This is a genomic window from Pseudomonas sp. NY8896 (assembly GCF_039634505.1).
In genome coordinates this window covers 4,216,257-4,235,115 of record NZ_CP132350.1, presented here as the reverse complement: position 1 = coordinate 4,235,115, position 18,859 = coordinate 4,216,257, and the positions used below count along the sequence as shown (strand labels likewise).

Here is an 18,859-nt window from a genome sequence, read left to right as displayed (position 1 = left end):
GCGCCAACATCGCGGAACGCCCCGAACCGAGGCTTTCCATGCAGTGGTTCGAACAGCCCGTTGTTAACGGGTTGACTCCGCATCGGCTTCGGCAAACGCTTCACGGGCCAGGCGGAAACTGTCCACCGCCGCGGGTACGCCGCAATAAATGCCGACCTGGAGCAGGATCTCGCGAATCTGTTCACGGCTCAGGCCATTGCGCAATGCGCCGCGAATGTGCAGCTTGAGCTCGTGGGGCCGGTTGAGCGCGGAAATCATGGCCAAGTTTATCATGCTGCGCTCTTTGAGCGAGAGGCCTTCGCGGCCCCAGACGTGGCCCCAGCAGTATTCGGTGACCAGCTCCTGCAACGGCTGGGTGAACGCGTCGGCGTTCTGGATCGAGCGGTTGACGTAGTCCTCGCCCAGCACCTGGGTGCGGATCTTCAGGCCTTTTTCGTACGTTTCATTGCTCATGTGCAGTACTCCGGAATAAAACAGGGGCCGCAACCGAGGGTGAGACGATAGCGCGGCCCCTAAAACAGGGGATCGGTGTTGGCGTACGTCAACCCAAGGGCGGCAGGGCGCCGAGTTTGCCTTTGTGGTAAACCATCGGCGTTACCGGCTGCTCGGGCAGCACCAGATTCTTCACCGCCCCGACGATGATCGCGTGGTCACCGCCGTCATACTCGCGCCACAGTTCGCACTCGATGATCGCCGTGGCCTTGGCCAGCAGCGGGTTGCCAAGCTCGCTCAGGTGCCACTCGACACCCTTGGCCTTGTCCTTGCCCTTGCCGGCGAAAGCATAGGCTTCGGCGGTTTGCTCGGCGGACAGCAGGTGTATCGCGAACTGCTTGCTGTCACGCAAAACCGGGTAGGTGTCGGAGGCATAGTTAGGGCAGAACAGCACCAGTGCCGGGTCGATCGACAGCGCGCTGAAGGCGCTGGCGGTGATGCCGACGATGGCGCCGTCGGCGTCCAGGGTGGTGACTACCGTGACGCCGGACGGGAAGGAGCCCATCACGTCTTTGTAGATGCCGGGTTCGATCATCTCGTGCTACCTCCTAACGCATCACAAACGGGTCGGGCATCGGTGCGGTGGACAGGTTGATCCACACGGTCTTCAGCTCGGTATAGGCCAGCACCGAATCGATGCCGCTCTCGCGGCCGTAGCCGCTGTTTTTGAAGCCACCGATCGGCGCCATGGCCGACACGGCGCGGTAGGTGTTGACCCAGATGATCCCCGAGCGCACGTCACGGGCCAGGCGGTGGGCACGGCCCAGGTCGCGGGTCCAGATGCCGGCAGCCAGGCCGAACTGGGAGTCGTTGGCGATGGCCAGGGCTTCTTCCTCGGTCTTGAAGCGGATCACCGCGGCGACCGGGCCGAAGACTTCCTCCTGCATGATGGTCATCGAGTTGCTGTCGCACTCGAACAGGGTCGGTTCGTAGAACCAGCCGTCACCTTCAACCTCGGCACGCTTGCCGCCCAGGTGCAGCTTGGCACCCTCGGCCTTGGCCGCAGCCACCAGGCCTTCGACCACGGCCAGTTGCTGTGCGGTGGCCATTGGGCCCATTTCGCTGGCGTCGTCCTGCGGGTTGCCGATGCGGATACGCTTGGCGCGGGCAATCAGGCGCTCGACGAATTCGTCGAAGATCTCGTCCTGCACCAGCAGGCGCGAACCGGCCACGCAGCTTTGCCCGGAGGCTGCATAGATGCCGGCCACGGCACCGTTGATGGCACTGTCCAGGTCGGCGTCGGCGAAGATGATGTTCGGCGACTTGCCGCCCAGCTCCAGCGACAGCTTGGCGAAGTTCTCGGCACTGCTGCGCACCACGTGGCGGGCGGTGGCAGCGCCGCCGGTGAAGGCGATCTTGCGCACCAGCGGGTGGCGGGTGAGCGCTGCGCCGGTGGTTGGACCGTAACCGGTGACCACGTTGACCACGCCGGCCGGGAAGCCGGCTTCGAGGGCCAGGCGGGCCAGCTCAAGGATGGTCGCCGAGGCGTGCTCGGACGGTTTGAGCACGATGGTGTTACCGGCGGCCAGGGCCGGGGCCAGCTTGATCGCGGTGAGGTACAGCGGGCTGTTCCAGGGGATGATCCCGGCCACCACGCCGATAGGCTCGTGTACGGTGTAGGCGAACAGGTCGGGCTTGTCCAGCGGCAAGGTGCCGCCTTCGAGTTTGTCGGCCAGGCCTGCGGTGTAGTGGAAGAACTCTGGCAGGTAGCCAACCTGGCCGCGGGTTTCGCGGATCAGCTTGCCGTTGTCACGGCTTTCCAGCTGGGCCAGGTGTTCCTTGTTCTCGGCAATCAGGTCGCCCAGGCGACGCAGCAGCTTGCCGCGTGCGGTGGCGGTGATGCTGCGCCACTCTTTGCTGTCGAAGGCACGCTGGGCGGCCTGTACGGCCAGCTCCACATCGGCTTCGTCGGCGTCGGGCAGTTGCGCCCAGGCCTGGGCGGTGGCCGGGTTGAGGCTGTCGAAGGTCTTGCCGCTCTGGGCATCGCGCCATTGGCCGTCGATGCACATCTGGAAACGAACGAGGGTCATGCAACAATCCCCTTGGCGGATTCGGTGAGGGTGCGGGCTTGCGCGAGGAAGTCCAGCAGCATCTTGTTGACTTCACGGGGTGCTTCCACCGGCATCATATGCCGTTGCTCGGCGAGGACCACACTGTGTGCGCCTGGAATGCTGGCGGCGAGCTGGCGGGTCATGGCCGGGGTGGAGCCAGCGTCGAGTTCGCCGGTGGCGATCAGCGTCGGCACCTGGATGCTGCCCAGGTCATTGGCGCGATACATGTCCTGGGTGGCGAACAGCGAATAAGTGGTGTGGTAGCCCTGCGGGTCGTTGCTCGCCAGTACCTGGCGAATGGCGGCGACCTGCGCCGGGTTGGCTGCCTTGTATTCACGGCTGAACCAGCGGTCCAGGGCTGCATCGACGTTGGCATCGGGGCCCAGCTCCGCCGCCTGGGCCGCGCGGGCAATCACGCCAGCGCTTTGCTCCGGGGTGCGGTTGAACACGCTGTTGAGCACCACCAGGGCAGTCAGGCGCTGCGGGTGGTTAAGGGCAAATGCTCGGGCAACCAGGCCGCCCATGGAGAAGCCGATCACGGTGGCCTGGGCAATTTGCAGGTGGTCAAGCAGTTCGGCGAGCTGGTCGGCATAGCCTTCCAGCGGTGTGTCGGCGGCCGGTACGCGGCTTTGACCGTGGCCGAGCATGTCGTAGGCGATGACGCGGTAGTCGTTGGCCAAGCCAACGAACTGACCGCCCCACATTTCCTTGTTCAGGCCCACGCCGTGGATCAGAACCACGGGTTGGCCCTGACCGACAGCCAGGTAGCTGGTGCCGGCAGGTGTGCGTTCAGCGACAGGCTGAATCATGGAGGGCGCTCCTTGAAGGTCGGGCGCGGCGGGTAAGCACGCCACGCCCCGGCCCGTCTTGGTTGTTGTTATTGAGCGTTGGCTTTTTCGGCAGCCAGTTCTTCCAGGTCGATGTAGCGGTTGCCGATGCGCGGATGCAGGCGGCCACCATCGGCTGCGCCCAGGACCACGACGATTTCGTCGGCGCGCGGGGCGTCTTCGATCTGCATCTCCAGGGTGATGTAGTGCGAGCGCAGGCCTTCGTCGTCCTTCTGCATCATCGGGATCTGGATCGAGGTGCCTGGGCCGCCGCGCTTGTTGGTGAAGCTCAGGTAGCTCTTGGCCTGTACCGCTTCGCGGTAGTGGTTGCCGAAGCGCAGGGTATGGATCACGGCCGAGGCGTGCTCGATTTCGCCGTCGGCGCCGACCACAGCAGCCTTACCGTAGGCTTCGATCTTGTCGGCACCGCCGATGGCGGCGGTCAGGCGCTCGACCATCAGGGCACCCAGTTCCGAGCAGTTGGCGCGAATTTCCGGCTTCAGATCTTCAACGAAACCGCGACCGGCCCATGGGTTCTTGATCACGACGGCCAGGCCGACCATGGTCACCGGTTTGTCGGTGGCCTTGCCGCCTTCGATGCGGGTCTCTTCGGAGTAGGTGACGATCTTGCGGATTTCGAAACTCATGGGTGGCTCCTGGTGAGGGTTATCAGCTCTTGTTGTCTGATGGTATACCATAATATTTGTTGTGCAAGAGGTGTCAGGAAATTTCTCTTGCCGGGGGACGAAAGGTGGCCTGATGCCTTGATTTTTGTGGTGTCTGCACTGGCCTCTTCGCGGGTAAACCCGCTCCCACAAGGGACCGCGTATTCCTGTGGGAGCGGGTTTACCCGCGAAGAGGCAGTGCAGGTTTCAAAAAAAAGCCCGCTCACGCAGGCCGAAGGGGCCCACGGGAGCGGGCGCGTCCCGCAATGATTCAGGCAAAGGGAATTCAGGCGAACGCCGGCACCACTTCCTTGATGAACAGCTCCAGCGACTTTTTCTTCTCGGCGTGGGGCAGGCTGTTGTCGCACCAGAAGCTGAACTCGTCGACGCCGAGTTCCTGGTAGTACTTGATGCGCGCGATGATTTCTTCCGGGGTGCCGATCATGGTGTTCTTGCGGATGTTCTCCAGCTGAAACGCCGGCACTTCGGCAAACTTCGATTCCGGGCTTGGCTCGAGGAAGCCGTTGACCGGGGTGGTCTTGTTGCCGAACCAGGCGTCGAAGGTCCGGTAGAAGCGCGAGATGGCCTGGGCACCGACCTTCCAGCCATCCGGTTCGGCTGGGCTGTGCACGTGGGTGTGGCGCAGCACCATCAGTTGTGGGCGCGGTACGTCCGGGTTGTTGTCCAAGGCGGCCTGGAACTTGTTCTTCAGGTCCAGGACTTCTTCGTCACCCTTCATCAGTGGGGTGACCATGACGTTGCAGCCGTTTGCCACGGCGAAGTTATGCGAGTCGGGGTCGCGGGCGGCAATCCACATCGGCGGCGTCGCGTTGAATGGTTTCGGCACGCTGGTGGAGGTGGGGAACTTGTAGACTTCGCCGTCATGGGCGTAGTCGCCTTCCCACAGCTTGCGTACCACAGGCACCATCTCACGCAGCGCCTTGCCGCCGTCGGTGGCCGGCATGCCATTGGCCATGCGGTCGAACTCGAACTGGTAGGCGCCACGGGCCAGGCCCACTTCCATGCGGCCGTTGCTGATCACGTCCAGCAGGGCGCATTCACCGGCAACGCGGATCGGGTTCCAGAACGGCGCGATAATGGTGCCGGCGCCCAGGCGGATCTTGTCGGTACGTGCGGCCAGGTAGGCCAGCAGCGGCATCGGGCTTGGCGAAATGGTGTACTCCATGGCGTGGTGTTCGCCGATCCACACGGTGCTGAAACCGCCGTTTTCGGCCATCAGGGTCAGTTCGGTCAGGTCTTCGAACAGCTGGCGGTGGCTGACCTGTTCATCCCAACGTTCCATGTGCACGAACAACGAAAATTTCATGGGGCTTTCCTCAACGCTTGAAAGGGTCTGGCGCCGGGCAGGGGAGGCGCCAGGGGTGTCGATTCAGAATAGGCTTCAGGCAAAGGCCGGCAGGCTGGCCATCTTGCCGCGGCAGTACACCATCGGCCGGGGCGCTTGCGCAGGGACAATCAGGTTGTGCACCTTGCCGACCATGATGGCGTGGTCGCCACCTTCATACTCACGCCACAGTTCACATTCGATGACGGCGGTGGCGCCGGCCAGGACAGGGTTGCCCAGTTCGCTCAGGGTCCACTCGATGCCGCTGGCCTTGTCCTTGCCCTTCTTGGCGAACGCATAGGCTTCGGCTTGCTGTTCACCGGACAGCAGATGAATGGCGAAGCGCTTCTGCTTGATCAGTACCGGGTAGGAGTCGGAGGTGTAGTTGGGGCAGAACAGCACCAGCGGCGGGTCCATCGACAGGGAAGAGAAGGCGCTGGCGGTCAGGCCGACGACCGAGCCGTCGTCGTCCAGGGTGGTGATGACGGTAACGCCGGATGGGAAGGAGCCCAGGACGTTCTTGTAGACGGTTGCGTCGATCATCGGAAGTACCTCTAAAAGGCTGCGGTGGTCCGCGGTTTTTATCGTTGATGTGTCTGATGGTATACCGTAATACCTATTTTGCAAGCGGAATTTTCAGCCCTGGTTTTTCACGATGAACGGCTCAAGGCCACGTATATCGTGGTCTTGAGCGGTGAGGTGGTTTGTCGCAGGGCTTTTGCAAGCGGATCAGCGGGCGTTTTTTACTGCGGATCAGTGTTGTCAAAAGTTTGGAATACCATAATATGGTCTGCAGCTGAGAGGCCGCCTAGATGCGGTTTCCTTACAAAGATAAAAACGACCTTTCGAGCTGAAAACCATGTCCCAACCGTCATCGCAACACCAGTTTGTCGAGAATCACACGGTCGATTACGTTCCACCTGCCGAGCGCCACGGGAAGGCGCGCGACCTGTTCACCCTCTGGTTCAGCACCAACATTGCGCCACTGCCCATCGTCACCGGCGCCATGGTGGTCCAGGTGTTCCACCTGAACCTGCTGTGGGGGTTGATCGCCATCGTGCTGGGCCATCTGGTTGGGGGCGTGGTCATCGCCCTGGCCTCTGCGCAGGGACCGCAGCTGGGCATTCCACAGATGGTGCAGAGCCGTGGCCAGTTTGGCCGATACGGCGCGCTGCTGATCGTGTTCTTCACCGCGCTGATCTATGTCGGCTTCTTTATTTCCAACATTGTCCTGGCAGGCAAGACCATCCACGGTATCGCCCCGAGCGTGCCGATGCCCGGCGCCATTGTGATCGGCGCCCTGAGCGCCACCGCCATTGGTGTGATCGGTTACCGCTTCATCCACATCCTCAACCGTATCGGTACCTGGGTGATGGGTTCGGCCTTGCTGGCCGGTTTCATCATGATGTTCATCCAGGACCTGCCGGCCGACTTCTTCAGCCGCGGCGCGTTCAACCTGTCCGGTTTCATCGCCACCGTGTCGCTGGGCACCATCTGGCAGATCAGTTTCTCGCCTTACACCTCCGACTACTCGCGCTACCTGCCGCGTGAAGTGGGTATTGCCAGGCCGTTCTGGGCTACCTATTTCGGCGCCACCCTGGGCACCATCCTGTGCTTCAGCTTTGGTGCGGTGGCGGTGCTGTGCGTACCGGAAGGAACCGATGCGATGGACGCGGTGAAGCAGGCCACTGGCTGGCTGGGCCCGGTCCTGATGGTGCTGTTCCTGCTCAACATCATCAGCCACAACGCCCTTAACCTGTATGGCGCGGTGCTGTCGATCGTCACGGCGATCCAGACCTTCATGGCCGAGTGGACGCCGAGCATCAAAGTGCGGGTGATCCTGGCGTCGGTGATTCTGGTTGGCTGCGCGATGGTTGCGCTGAACGCTTCTGCGGACTTCATCGGCCACTTCATCGGCCTGATCCTGGCGCTGCTGCTGGTGCTGGTGCCGTGGGCTTCGATCAACCTGATCGACTTCTACCTGATCAAGAAGGGGCAGTACGACATCGCCTCGATCTTCAGTGCAGACGGTGGCATCTATGGCCGCTTCAACCACCACGCGATCATTGCCTATGCTTGCGGCATCCTGGTGCAGTTGCCGTTTGCCAATACGTCGTTGTATGTGGGGCCGTATTCCAACATCGTCGAAGGGGCGGACTTGTCCTGGCTGTTCGGGCTGATTGTCACGGTGCCGCTGTATTACTGCCTGGCGACTCGGGGCAAGGCTGGCGAGAAGGCGGGGCGGGTTGTGAGTGTCAATGACTGATAGAGCGTCGTTGCTGTAACCGGGGCCGCAACGCGGCCCCGGCGGTTTCAGATCAGACCTTGAACTGCGCCACCATGCCGTTCAGATCCACCGCCAACCGCGACAAATCCTGTGCCGCCGCACTGGTCTGGTTCGCCCCTGCCGACGTCTGCATCGCCAGGTCGCGAATGTTCACCAGGTTACGGTCCACCTCCCGCGCCACCTGTGCCTGCTCCTCCGAAGCACTGGCAATCACCAGGTTGCGCTGGTTGATCGACGCAATCGCCTCGGCAATCACTTCCAACGCCAGCCCGGCGCCTTGCGCCACCTCCAACGTGCCGGTGGCACGCCCCTGGCTGCTGTGCATCGCCGTCACCGCGCGTTCGGTACCGTTCTGGATACCGGCAATCATTTGCTCGATCTCTGCCGTCGACTGCTGGGTGCGGTGGGCGAGGGCGCGGACCTCGTCGGCCACCACGGCAAAGCCACGGCCTGCCTCACCAGCGCGAGCCGCTTCGATGGCGGCGTTCAACGCCAGCAAGTTGGTCTGCCCGGCAATCGCACCAATCACATCCAGCACGCGGCTGATTTCGTTGGCATTGGTGGCCAGCTGTTCGATCTCGGCCGAGGTACCGGTCACGTCAGCCACCAGGTGCTGGATGGACGCCAGTGCCTGGTTGACCCGGTCGCGGCCGTCGCGGGTAGTCTGGTCGGCGCCTTTCGAGGCGTCGGCGGTGCTGACCGCATTGTTCGCCACTTCCTCGACCGCTGCAGTCATCTGGTTGACGGCCGTCGCCGCCTGGTCGATTTCTGCGCTCTGCTGGTGCAGGCCACGGCTGGTGTCCTCAGTGACCGTGTGCAGCTCTTCCGAGGCCGAGGCCAGTTGGTCGGACGAAGCCGCGATCTTGCGCAGGGTGTCGCGAAGGCTGTCTTGCATACGGCCCAAGGCGCGCAGCAGCAAGGCTGGCTCGTCCTGGCCGATCACGCGAATTTCCCGGGTGAGGTCGCCGGTGGCCACACGCTCGGCGACAGCCACGGCATCGGCCAGCGGCACAACGATACTGCGGGTGAGCACGGTGGCAATGGCGGCGAGCGCAAGCATGATCACCAGCAACGAGACGATGATGGCAGTGAATGCCTCGTCGGCCACATCGCTGCTGCGCTGCGAGGCATCTTCGGCACCCTTGCTGTTGTAGGCGATCAACGCGGTCAAGGCCTTCATCATGCCGTCGGCGCGCTGCGTGAGTGGGCCGCCGATCTGCTGCTTGGCCTCGCTCATGCGGCCAGCAGCAATGTCCTGCAGCACCCTCACTTGCAGGTCGAAATACTGCTGGTAGGCGTCGTTGAACGTGTTGAACAGGGCACGGTCGTCGGCCGCGATGATGGTATCGGCGTAGGCTTTCAACCCATCCTTGAGCTCGGCATTGATGCCATCGAGCAGCTGCAGGTTGCGTGTGCGTTCGTCGGGGTTGTCGTCCAGCGCGGCGCGCAGGGTGACGGCGCGAGCGCGCCCGAGGTTGCTGCTGATGTCACCCAACGCCACCACGGCGGGCATCCAGGTGACCCGGATCTCGTCGGTAGCCGTGTCCATCTGGCGGGTTTCGTAGAGTGCGATAAGGCCCATGAACAGGACCAGGATGCCCAACAGGGCGAATACGCTGGCAGCGCGAATGCCGATCTTCATATTCCGTAACTGCATGGAATGCTCCTTGACGGTGGCGTGCAGGCCTCAGGAGCTTGGACGGAAAAGCCGGAACACCGGTAAGGCGCCAGGCTCTTGATGCGCTGCGGATTGTGTTGTGTGCCTCACCCTCTTGCATACTTTTTGATTTGAATGATGCCATATGGCCATCATTGTTGAACAGTCATTCAATGTAACGAAATAATTGACAAAACCGTCGTATTTTGACGGCTTTGTCAGGTTTTTCCGTCAAACGATCGCGATCATCGGGTCGGCGGCGGCCAGGGCCAGGGCGCGGTCAGCTGCCGGCGGGTAGATCCACACCGAGTTGATCTGGCGCTTGAGGTCCTTGCCTTCTTGGCCCTGCAGTTTCAATTCGCGCTCCCAGCCTTCGCTGTATGCCGCGCCCCATTCACCCAGGTCCAGGCAGGTAACGTACTTGGGCTGGCGGTACACCACGGGCGTCACCCCAAGCAGGTCGGCCATGGCGTTGTTGCCACTGTGGCGGCCCATGGGGATGGCGTGCTGGCAGGTCATCAGCGCGTGGTTACCGATTTCATCCACGGCAGCCCAGGCGGTATCCCCGGTGGCATAGATGTGCTGCTGGCCAATCACCTTGAGGTGATCGTCGACCTTGAGCCGGCCGAAGTTGTCGCGCTCGCCGGCAACCTGTGCGGTCAGCGGGCTGGCCTTGACGCCGACGGTCCAGATCACGGTGTTGCTGGCGATGTAGTCGCCGTTGTCGAGGGTGACCCCGCCTGCATCCACGGCCACCACCGAGGTGCCGGTCAGCCATTCGACGCCGGCCAACTGCGAGGCCGCAACGATCGATGGCTTGATGCCCGCGCCCAGCGCCGCGCCGACACTGACACCACGGTCTACCAGCAGCACCCGTACATCGTTACCGAGGATGGCGCGCAGCCGCGCAGGCATTTCGGTGGCCGTTTCGATACCGGTGAAGCCACCACCGCAGACCACCACGGTATTGCGTGCAGGCGAAGCGGGCAGGGCGGCCAGGCCCGCCAGGTGTTGCTCCAGGCGCACGGCCGACTCCATCTGGTCGACGTCGAAGGTATGTTCGGCAAGGCCTGGGACTGCTGGGCGTGCAACCTGGCTGCCAGCGGCAAGGATTAGGCGGTCGTAGCTGATCTGCTGGCGCTGGCCGTGGCTGTCGGTGTAGCTGACGTTGCGTGCATCGGCGTCGATGGCTTCGGCGTTACCGGTAATGAAGCGCACGCCAACGGCCTCGAACAGTTCACCCACGGGGGCTTTCAAGGTGTGCGCGTTGGCCTCGTAAAAGCGCGGGCGAATGCGCAGTTCCGCTTGCGGGGCCAGCACGCTGATGCTCAGGTCGTCGCGTTGCGCCTGGTCGAGCAGGCGTGCTGCGCTCAGGGCGCTCCAGACACCGGCAAAGCCGGCACCGATGATGAGGATGTTCGATTTCATGCTGTGCTCCGCTGGAAAAGGGGGATTCGCCCCGTGAGTCGTGTTGCATCAATAACTCCGACTATAGTGGTCGTAGTTTGTTTGTGCAAGCGTTTCCAAACCGCAGTCGCCCCTGCCGAATGCTCGGCAGGGGTGATTGCGGGTGTGGCACAGCAGGGCCACAAACCTTGATATACCCAGCCCCATCCGTTATAGATAAAAAGGAAACCACAAAGAAAAGAGGCCATTGCAGCCCCCATGTACGAGAACACACGTATCTTGCGCCCCTCAGGCCCCCATTTTGCGCCCTGCGCTGATGGATACGGGCCCACCCCCATGATCCTTTCCCCGCTTTCAAGCCTGTTTCACGTGTTGTCGATTCCTCCCGCCAACATCCTGCTCCACCAGATGCGCAAACGCCCCGTCCCTCCGCCTGCACCGTAACGCCTGAACTCCGTTACCCCCGGCTTTTTGCCGTTCGGGGTTGGGGAGCCTTTGCATTTTTTTCAGCGTTCAACTGTTCAGGAATCACTATGACTCTTCGTGTAGCAATCATCGGTGCCGGCCCGTCCGGCCTTGCACAACTGCGTGCGTTCCAGTCTGCCCATGCCCAGGGCGCACCCATGCCGGAAATCGTCTGCTTCGAGAAACAAGCCGACTGGGGCGGTATGTGGAACTACACCTGGCGCACCGGTCTCGACCAGCATGGCGAGCCGGTGCACGGCAGCATGTACCGCTACTTGTGGTCCAACGGCCCCAAGGAGTGCCTGGAGTTCGCCGACTACAGCTTCGATGAACACTTCGGGCGGCCGATTTCCTCGTACCCACCGCGTGAGGTGCTGTGGGACTACATTCAGGGCCGCGTGAAGAAGGCCGGGGTGCGCGATTACATTCGCTTCAATACAGTGGTGAAGAACGTCAGTTTCAATGAGCGCACGCGCGAGTTCACCGTAAGCGCCCATGACTACAGCGTAGGGGTTGGTATCGAGCAGGTGTTCGATTTCGTGGTGGTGGCCAGTGGGCACTTCTCCACGCCGCACGTGCCGGAGTTCGAAGGCTTCGAGCGTTTCACCGGGCGTATCCTGCACGCCCACGATTTTCGCGAAGCGGTGGAATTCAAGGGGCAGGATCTGCTCATTGTCGGCAGCAGCTACTCCGCCGAAGACATCGGTTCGCAGTGCTACAAGTACGGCGCGCGTTCGATCACCACGGCCTACCGTACCCAGCCGATGGGCTACAAATGGCCCAAGGGGTGGGAAGAGCGCCCGCAACTGGTACGGGTCGAAAACGACCTGGCGTTCTTCGCAGATGGTTCGAGCAAGCGCGTGGATGCGATCATCCTGTGCACGGGCTACCAGCATCACTTCCCGTTCCTGCCGGATGAGCTGACCCTCAAGACCAACAACCGCCTGTGGCCTGCGGGCCTGTACCAGGGTGTGGTATGGGAGCAGAACCCGCAGTTGCTGTACCTGGGCATGCAAGACCTCTGGTACAGCTTCAACCTGTTCGACGCACAGGCATGGTTTGCCCGTGACTACATGATGGGCCGCATCAAGCTACCGTCCAGGGCCGGCATGCAAGCCGACAGCCAGCGCTGGCGCGAGGACGAAGAGGGGCTGGAAACCACAGCTTCGATGTACGAGTTCCAGGGCCGATACATCAAGCACCTGATCGAGCAGACCGATTACCCACGCTTCGATATCGATGCGGTCAACCGCATCTTCCTGCAATGGAAGCAGGACAAGAAGCACGACATCATGGGCTACCGGGACAAATCGTACCGCTCGGTGCTCACCGGCACCAAAGCAGTGCCCCACCATACCCGCTGGATGCAGGCGATGGATGACTCGCTGCAGGAATACCTGCGCGAGACGGACGGCAAGAAAGGCGAAGTGAAGGCTTTGCGCGGGTAGACGCCAGCCTTTTGCAGCGCGATGCGGTTGGCGCTCCAGCACTTCAAGGCAGAGGACCGCTTTGCGGTGCTGGCGTTACCCGCGTATTATTTGCGACAAAGTTGGTCGGAGATTGAAATGTCGCTTTACAGTGCTGGCGTCGAATACGGCATCCATTGCCTGTTGTTCCTGGTGGACGAGCGTGGTGATTCGCGCGAGTCCAGCGTGCGCGATCTGGCGGAGTTGCAAGGTGTGCCCCAGGAGTACCTGGCCAAGGTCTTCACCAAGCTGGCACGCGCCAAGCTGGTGGTTGCCACCGAAGGTGTGCGCGGCGGCTTCCACCTGGCCCGGCCTTCGGACGAAATCACCGTGCTGGACATCGTCAATGCCATCGATGGGCCGAAGAAGATCTTCGACTGTCGCGAAATCCGCGAACGCTGCACGCTGTTCGACGGTGCTGCACCGGGGTGGGCGACTGAAGGCACCTGTGCGATTCATGCGGTGATGCTGGGGGCACAGAAGCGTATGGAAGAGGCCTTGGCGCAACAGACCATACTGGACTTGGCGCGACGGTTCGGGCGCAAGGCCCCGGCCGAGTTCGGTCAACAGGTCAATAGCTGGATGGGTGAGCGGCGGGAAGGTAAAGGAGGCGGGGACATACCGGTCAGCCAAGTCTGAATGGGCCGCTACAGCAGTAACGCTTTCAGCGCCCTTCATGCTGGCGCCGGTACGCCCCCGGCTGCACCCCCACCGCTTTGGCAAACGCGCGGGTAAACGCTGCCACCGACTGATACCCCACCTGCGCACCCACTTGTTCAACAGTATTTCCTGCCCGCAGCAACTGGCTGGCATGGCGCATGCGCAGCGCCAACAGTACTTGCCCCGGCGACTGCCCGGCCAGTTCGCTGAACCGCTTGAAAAACGCCGACCGCGACAAACCCGTGCAGGCGGCCATGCTCTCCAGCGTCCAGGCTTGCCCCGGTTGCGCGACCAACTGTTCCAGCAGCCCGGCAAATGCCGGCTGGCGGGCGAGGGCGATCAGCCCGCCCAGTGACTGCTCGGCATTTACCTGCTGGCGCAGCACGTACAGGAACAACAGGTGCGTCAGCCGCTCAAGCATTACCTGCGACGGGCCTGCGGCACGCCGGCATTCTTCCAGAATCAGCCCGAACAGCGCCCGCGCTGCGCTGCCAGCGGGGTCTTCGGCGCGCAGCAAGATCCAGTCAGCCAGGCCCTCGACAATCAACGAAGTCAGGCCCGACTGAAAATGGAAGAAGCCGCAGACCAGCCCAACGCCGTCGCTGGCCTCGCTGTCCAGCGCCTGCATGGCCTGGCGCGGTTGGGCGCAGGCGTCTACCGGGTCCTGGTCGCTGGACAAGCGATAGGCCAGGTCGCGCAACAGGAACACCGCGTCGCCTTTTTCCAGCCGCACCGGTTGCGGTTGGCCATCGATGTGCAACCAGCAGTGCCCCTGCACCACCAGATGGAAGCTGGCGCGGCCCATGCCCTGGGTGCTGGCATGCCAGCCGCCACAGTAGCGGCCCACATGAAACAGGCTGGCATCGAGCTCCAGGCTTTCTAATAACCAATCGACAAGGTGGCTGGACGAAATCATCTAATGCAAAGACTCAGGAGCAAGGAAAGGCGACTGATGAATATGGAGGGTAATTCTTATAACCAACAGACTGTAGTGACCCCCATCAAAGGAGACCACTCCATGTCCTCGCGCATTACTTTACACACGCTGCAGAGCGCCCCGGAAGCGGCGCGTCCATTTCTCGAAAACGCCCAGAAGAATTCTGGCTTCATCCCCAACCTGCTCGGCGTGCTGGCCAACGCCCCGGCGGCGCTGGAAACCTACGTGACCGTCTCGGCACTCAATGGTAAATCCGACTTGAGCCTGGCCGAGCGCGAAGTGGTGCAGTTGATTGCCGCCACTGTGCATGGTTGTGATTTCTGCGTGGCTGGCCATACGGCTGTGGCGCTGAACAAGGCCAAGCTGCCGCAGGAGGTAGTGGATGCCCTGCGTGCCCGTGGTGAACTGCCCGATGCCCGATACGAAACCCTGGCTGCCTTCGCCCGTGAAGTGATCGCTACCCGCGGCAACGTCGGCGAAGCCACCTACCAGGCCTTCCGTGAAGCTGGCTTCAGTGAAGGCAACGCCCTGGAAGTGATTCTTGGCGTAAGTCTCGCAACCCTGTGCAACTTTGCTAATGTTTTCGCCCAGACCCCGCTCAACGACGAGCTTGGCAAGTACCGCTGGCAGCCAACTGCATAGCCCACGTGTGATAGCGACCCAGGCGCGGTCGCTGTAGGAGCGGCCTTGTGCCGCGAATGGGCCGCCAAGCGGCCCCGGCGTTCCAAAAGGAGCAAGACCATGCAAGATTGTGCATTTCGACAATGGCTGGATGCCAATGCCGAGGCCATCGACCGGGGCCTGTGCGAACCGCAACAGGTGCTGGCGCAGATTGCCGAGTCGCAGTTGCTGCGCATAGGTGTCGACCCGGCGCAGGGTGGCACGGGCGGGCGGGTGACCGACGCTGTCGAGGCAATCGCCGCTATTGCCAGCCGATCGTTGGCGGCGGCGTTCGTCTGCTGGGGCCAGCGCGCCTTCATCGAATACCTGTTGCACAGCCCCAACCACGCCCTGCGCGAGCGCCTGCTGCCGGGCTTGTTGACGGGCGAACTGGCCGGTGCCACCGGGCTGTCCAACGCCATGAAGTTTCTGTCCGGCATCGAAGCGCTGCAGGTGCGTAGCCGCCCGGCAGCCGATGGCTGGCAGCTGGAAGGGCGCCTGCATTGGGTGACCAACCTGCGCAAGAGCGGCTTCGTGGTGGCGGCGGCCATCGAAGATGAAGCCGGTGGCGCGCCGTTCGTCCTGGCGATTCCTTCCAATGCCCAGGGCCTGGAGCGCTCTGACGACCTGCAACTGATGGGGCTGCAGTCGAGCAACACGGCAGCACTGGCGTTTCACCAGGTGCCGCTGGCGCGTGATTGGCTGCTGCATGAAAATGCCCGCGAATTCTTGCCACGGGTACGCCCGGCGTTCCTGGCGCTGCAGTGCGGCATGGCCATCGGCCTGGCGCGACGGGCGTTGGAAGAGGTTCTGGCGCACTTGCATGGGCGCACCTCGTTCCTCGACGAAGCCCGTCAGGTGCTCAGCGAGCGCCTGGAAAATACCGTCAGCGAGCTCAAGCAGGGCCTGCTCGAAGGCCGCTTCCAGCAACACCCAGCGGCCTTGTTCAAGCTGCGCATCACCTTGGCTGAATGTGCCGCCGACGCCGTGCAGTTGGAGTTGCAGGCCAGTGGTGGCAAGGCTTATCTCAGCGAGTATGGCGAAGGCTTTGCCCGTCGCTGGCGTGAGTCGGCCTTCGTGCCGATCGTCACCCCCAGCTTGGTGCAACTGCGCGCCGAACTGCAACGCCAGGCGGGCGCCGCATGAGCGCAGTGTTGCTCGAGGCCCGTGACATCAGCCTGGGCTACCCACGCGAAGGTGGCTGGCAGGAAGTGCTGGCGCAGTTCGACCTGCAGCTGGCGCCGGGCGAAGTCGTGAGCATCCTTGGCCCCAGCGGCGTCGGCAAGTCGAGCCTGCTGCGGGTGCTGGCAGGCTTGCAGCAGCTCCGTGGCGGTCGCGTGAGCCTGCACGGTCAGCCGCTGCAGGGGCCGCACCCGCGTCTGGCGGTGGCTTTTCAGGACCCGAGCCTGCTGCCTTGGCTTAGCCTGGAGAAGAACGTTGCCTTTGGCCTGGACTTCGCCCGCCAGCCCAAACTGGCTGCTGCCGAGCGGCGTGCACGCATCGATCATGCGATTGCCGCTGTCGGCCTTGAGCATGCCCGTGGCCAGTACCCGGCGCAGCTGTCTGGCGGCATGGCCCAGCGTACCGCGCTGGCCCGCTGTCTGGCCCGCCAGCCTGAAGTACTGCTGCTCGACGAGCCGTTCGGCGCGCTGGACGAAGTGACCCGGGCCGACATGCAGCAACTGCTGCTGCAACTGATCGCTACACACAACACGGCGGCGGTGCTGATTACCCACGATATCGACGAAGCCTTGCTGCTGTCCGACCGGGTTCTGCTACTGGGCAACCACCCAGCGCACATCCTCGGCCAATGGCACATCGACCTGGCGCAACCGCGCGCGCAGCGGATCGAAGAACTGGGCGCCTTGCGCATCGAAATTCTCAAAACCCTTCGGCGGGCAAGCCGCACAGTCGAACCTACCTCAACCCCGTTGCCCTCGGAGGCTGTCCATGTGCATGGATGACTGCTGTTCCACTTCTTCGCGTCGTGATTTTCTCAAACTCGGAGCCATGCTTACCGCCGCCGGTGCGCTGCCGTTGCTGTCGAGCTTGCAGGCCCGCGCCGCCGCCGAGCCGGACGCACCGGTGCGCATCGGCTATCTGCCGATCACCGACGCCACGCCACTGCTGGTGGCGCATAACAACGGGCTGTTCGAGGCCGAAGGCATCAAGGCCGAGCGCCCGGTGCTGCTGCGCAGTTGGGCGCAGGTGATCGAGGCGTTCATCTCGGGTCAGGTCAACGTCATCCACCTGTTGTCGCCGATGACCGTATGGGCGCGCTATGGCAGCAAAGTGCCGGCCAAAGTGGTGGCCTGGAACCATGTGGGCGGTTCGGGGCTGACCGTGGCGCCCGATATCACCGACATGAAACAGCTCGGTGGCAAGACCGTGGCGATTCCGTTCTGGTATTCGATCCACAACGTGGTACTGCAGCAGATGCTCAACGACAATGGTCTGTCGCCGGTGTCGAAGCCGGCCAATGCGCAGCTAGCTGCCAACGAAGTCAACCTGCTGGTGCTGCCGCCGTCCGACATGCCACCGGCGCTGGCCAGCAAGCGCATCGCCGGCTACATCGTTGCCGAGCCGTTCAATGCCCTGGCCGAAAACCTCAAGGTTGGCCGCGTGCAGCGCTTTACCGGCGATGTGTGGCGCAATCACGCCTGCTGCGTGGTGTTCATGCACGAACATGACCTGAACAACCGTCCAGAGTGGTCGCAGAAGGTGGTCAACGCCATCGTCAAGGCCCAGCACTGGACCCGCGACCACCGCGCCGAGGCCGCGGCCTTGCTGTCCAAGGCCGGCCCCAACAAGTACACCCCGCACGAGCCTGCGGTGTTGGCCAAGGTTCTGGCGCCTGCCGCCGAGGACCGTGCAGGCTATATTGCCAGTGGCGCCATTCGCCATCAGCAGTGGGACGAAAAACGCATCGACTTCCAGCCATACCCGTTCCCGAGCTACACCGAAGAGCTGGTCAAGCGCCTGAAAACCACCCTGATCGAAGGCGACAACGGCTTTCTGGCCGGGCTGGACCCGGCGCAGACCGCCCGCGACCTGGTCGACGATCGCTTCGTGCGCAATGCCATCGCTGCAGTCGGCGGCCCGTCGGTGTTCGGCATTGCCGACAACTTCGAGCGTAGCGAGGAGTTCGCGGTCTGATGCGCACCCATGTCGTACATGCCGGCCTTGGGCTGGCCGGGTTGTTGGCCTTGTTGCTGTTGTGGTGGGCCGGTGTTGCCATGTTCGGCCAGGCCGACGGCCTGTCGGCGCGCTTTTCACCGGCGGCTACCTTGGCCAGTCTGGTCGAGCTGTTGGGGCAGGGCGAGGTCTACGGGCATATCTGGGTCAGCCTCAAGCGTATCCTGGTCGGGCTGCTGCTGGCGCTGCTGATAGGGGTACCGTTGGGCTTGCTGGTTGGCAGCTACCGGCACCTGGAGGCGGCGACCACGCCGGCGTTCCAGTTTTTGCGCATGATCTCGCCATTGTCGTGGATGCCGGTGGTGGTGATGCTGATGGGCGTGGGTGACCAGCCGATCTACTTCCTGCTGGCGTTTGCCGCGTTGTGGCCGATCTTGCTGAACACCGCGGCAGGGGTACGGCAACTGGACGCACGCTGGCTGCAACTGAGCCGCAGCTTGAGCGCCACGCGTTGGGAGACCTTGTGCAAGGTGATCGTGCCGGGGGTGATCGGCCATGTGCTGACCGGGGTGCGTCTGGCCATCGGTATTCTGTGGATCGTGCTGGTACCGTGCGAAATGCTGGGCGTGAGTGCGGGGCTTGGGTATTTCATTCTCGATACCCGCGACCGGCTGGCGTACTCCGAGCTGATGGCGATGGTGCTGCTGATTGGCGTGCTGGGGTTTGTGTTGGATGCCCTGGCGCGTGGGCTGCATCGACGCTGGGTACACGGTTGACGGGGCAATGGGGCTTCTCGCGGGCATGC

18 protein-coding genes are annotated in these 18,859 nt (G+C 62.8%); 8 read left to right on the top strand and 10 right to left on the bottom strand.

Features of this window, described 5'->3' with window-relative positions:
- Nucleotides 1-63: 63 nt before the first annotated feature.
- From Q9451_RS18890 to Q9451_RS18860, 7 genes are all read right to left on the bottom strand, one after another.
- Nucleotides 64-453 (bottom strand): carboxymuconolactone decarboxylase family protein, encoded by a 390-nt coding sequence (locus Q9451_RS18890; RefSeq protein WP_012271908.1) that lies wholly within the window; start codon nt 451-453, stop codon nt 64-66.
- 88 nt (nt 454-541) lie between these two features.
- Nucleotides 542-1,027, bottom strand: a complete 486-nt coding sequence (locus Q9451_RS18885; RefSeq protein ID WP_012271909.1) for a flavin reductase family protein — start codon at nt 1,025-1,027, stop codon at nt 542-544.
- A 13-nt stretch (nt 1,028-1,040) separates the two neighbouring features.
- Nucleotides 1,041-2,522, bottom strand: a complete 1,482-nt coding sequence (locus Q9451_RS18880; RefSeq protein ID WP_012271910.1) for an aldehyde dehydrogenase — start codon at nt 2,520-2,522, stop codon at nt 1,041-1,043.
- A complete protein-coding gene (locus tag Q9451_RS18875) occupies nt 2,519-3,352 on the bottom strand; it encodes an alpha/beta fold hydrolase (RefSeq protein ID WP_012271911.1) in 834 nt (277 codons plus the stop codon). Before Q9451_RS18875 ends, Q9451_RS18880 begins: the two co-directional genes overlap by 4 nt.
- A gap of 68 nt (nt 3,353-3,420) precedes the next feature.
- Entirely contained in the window at nt 3,421-4,017 is a 597-nt protein-coding gene (locus tag Q9451_RS18870; protein ID WP_003256068.1) for an amino acid synthesis family protein, read from the bottom strand.
- 304 nt (nt 4,018-4,321) lie between these two features.
- The gene (locus Q9451_RS18865) at nt 4,322-5,362 is read right to left on the bottom strand and encodes an LLM class flavin-dependent oxidoreductase (RefSeq protein ID WP_012271912.1); all 1,041 of its coding nucleotides are present in this window, start codon (nt 5,360-5,362) and stop codon (nt 4,322-4,324) included.
- A gap of 75 nt (nt 5,363-5,437) precedes the next feature.
- Nucleotides 5,438-5,923, bottom strand: a complete 486-nt coding sequence (locus Q9451_RS18860) for a flavin reductase family protein (RefSeq protein WP_012271913.1) — start codon at nt 5,921-5,923, stop codon at nt 5,438-5,440.
- A 316-nt stretch (nt 5,924-6,239) separates the two neighbouring features.
- Between Q9451_RS18860 and Q9451_RS18855 the strand changes: the two genes are divergently transcribed.
- The gene (locus tag Q9451_RS18855; RefSeq protein ID WP_012271914.1) at nt 6,240-7,646 is read left to right on the top strand and encodes a cytosine permease; all 1,407 of its coding nucleotides are present in this window, start codon (nt 6,240-6,242) and stop codon (nt 7,644-7,646) included.
- 52 nt (nt 7,647-7,698) lie between these two features.
- On the opposite strand, the gene Q9451_RS18850 is transcribed toward Q9451_RS18855, so the two are convergent.
- Together Q9451_RS18850 and Q9451_RS18845 are read right to left on the bottom strand one after the other, a co-directional pair.
- Nucleotides 7,699-9,324, bottom strand: coding sequence for a methyl-accepting chemotaxis protein (locus tag Q9451_RS18850; protein WP_012271915.1), 1,626 nt, complete (start codon nt 9,322-9,324; stop codon nt 7,699-7,701).
- Between the two features lie 231 nt (nt 9,325-9,555).
- Nucleotides 9,556-10,752, bottom strand: a complete 1,197-nt coding sequence (locus Q9451_RS18845) for an NAD(P)/FAD-dependent oxidoreductase (protein ID WP_012271916.1) — start codon at nt 10,750-10,752, stop codon at nt 9,556-9,558.
- A gap of 512 nt (nt 10,753-11,264) precedes the next feature.
- Here Q9451_RS18845 and Q9451_RS18840 point away from each other — a divergent pair.
- Together Q9451_RS18840 and Q9451_RS18835 are read left to right on the top strand one after the other, a co-directional pair.
- Entirely contained in the window at nt 11,265-12,644 is a 1,380-nt protein-coding gene (locus tag Q9451_RS18840) for an NAD(P)/FAD-dependent oxidoreductase (RefSeq protein ID WP_012271917.1), read from the top strand.
- Between the two features lie 117 nt (nt 12,645-12,761).
- Nucleotides 12,762-13,301, top strand: a complete 540-nt coding sequence (locus tag Q9451_RS18835; RefSeq protein WP_012271918.1) for an Rrf2 family transcriptional regulator — start codon at nt 12,762-12,764, stop codon at nt 13,299-13,301.
- Nucleotides 13,302-13,326: 25 nt separating this feature from the next.
- Here Q9451_RS18835 and Q9451_RS18830 read toward each other — a convergent pair whose 3' ends face one another.
- Complete coding sequence (locus Q9451_RS18830) at nt 13,327-14,238, bottom strand: AraC family transcriptional regulator (protein WP_012271919.1); 912 nt, start codon at nt 14,236-14,238, stop codon at nt 13,327-13,329.
- Nucleotides 14,239-14,340: 102 nt separating this feature from the next.
- Between Q9451_RS18830 and Q9451_RS18825 the strand changes: the two genes are divergently transcribed.
- The 5 genes from Q9451_RS18825 to Q9451_RS18805 all read left to right on the top strand — a co-directional run bounded on the left by Q9451_RS18825 (nt 14,341) and on the right by Q9451_RS18805 (nt 18,830).
- On the top strand, nt 14,341-14,901 hold the full coding sequence (locus Q9451_RS18825; protein WP_041166474.1) for a carboxymuconolactone decarboxylase family protein: 561 nt from the start codon (nt 14,341-14,343) through the stop codon (nt 14,899-14,901).
- A 99-nt stretch (nt 14,902-15,000) separates the two neighbouring features.
- The gene (locus Q9451_RS18820) at nt 15,001-16,065 is read left to right on the top strand and encodes an acyl-CoA dehydrogenase family protein (protein ID WP_012271921.1); all 1,065 of its coding nucleotides are present in this window, start codon (nt 15,001-15,003) and stop codon (nt 16,063-16,065) included.
- On the top strand, nt 16,062-16,883 hold the full coding sequence (locus Q9451_RS18815; protein WP_345960704.1) for an ABC transporter ATP-binding protein: 822 nt from the start codon (nt 16,062-16,064) through the stop codon (nt 16,881-16,883). The genes Q9451_RS18820 and Q9451_RS18815 overlap by 4 nt, the downstream gene beginning before the upstream one ends.
- Nucleotides 16,870-18,075 carry an ABC transporter substrate-binding protein gene (locus Q9451_RS18810; RefSeq protein ID WP_012271923.1) on the top strand — a complete coding sequence of 402 codons (1,206 nt, stop codon included), beginning with the start codon at nt 16,870-16,872 and terminating at the stop codon, nt 18,073-18,075. The genes Q9451_RS18815 and Q9451_RS18810 overlap by 14 nt, the downstream gene beginning before the upstream one ends.
- Nucleotides 18,075-18,830 (top strand): ABC transporter permease, encoded by a 756-nt coding sequence (locus Q9451_RS18805; RefSeq protein ID WP_012271924.1) that lies wholly within the window; start codon nt 18,075-18,077, stop codon nt 18,828-18,830. The genes Q9451_RS18810 and Q9451_RS18805 overlap by 1 nt, the downstream gene beginning before the upstream one ends.
- Nucleotides 18,831-18,859: the final 29 nt, after the last annotated feature.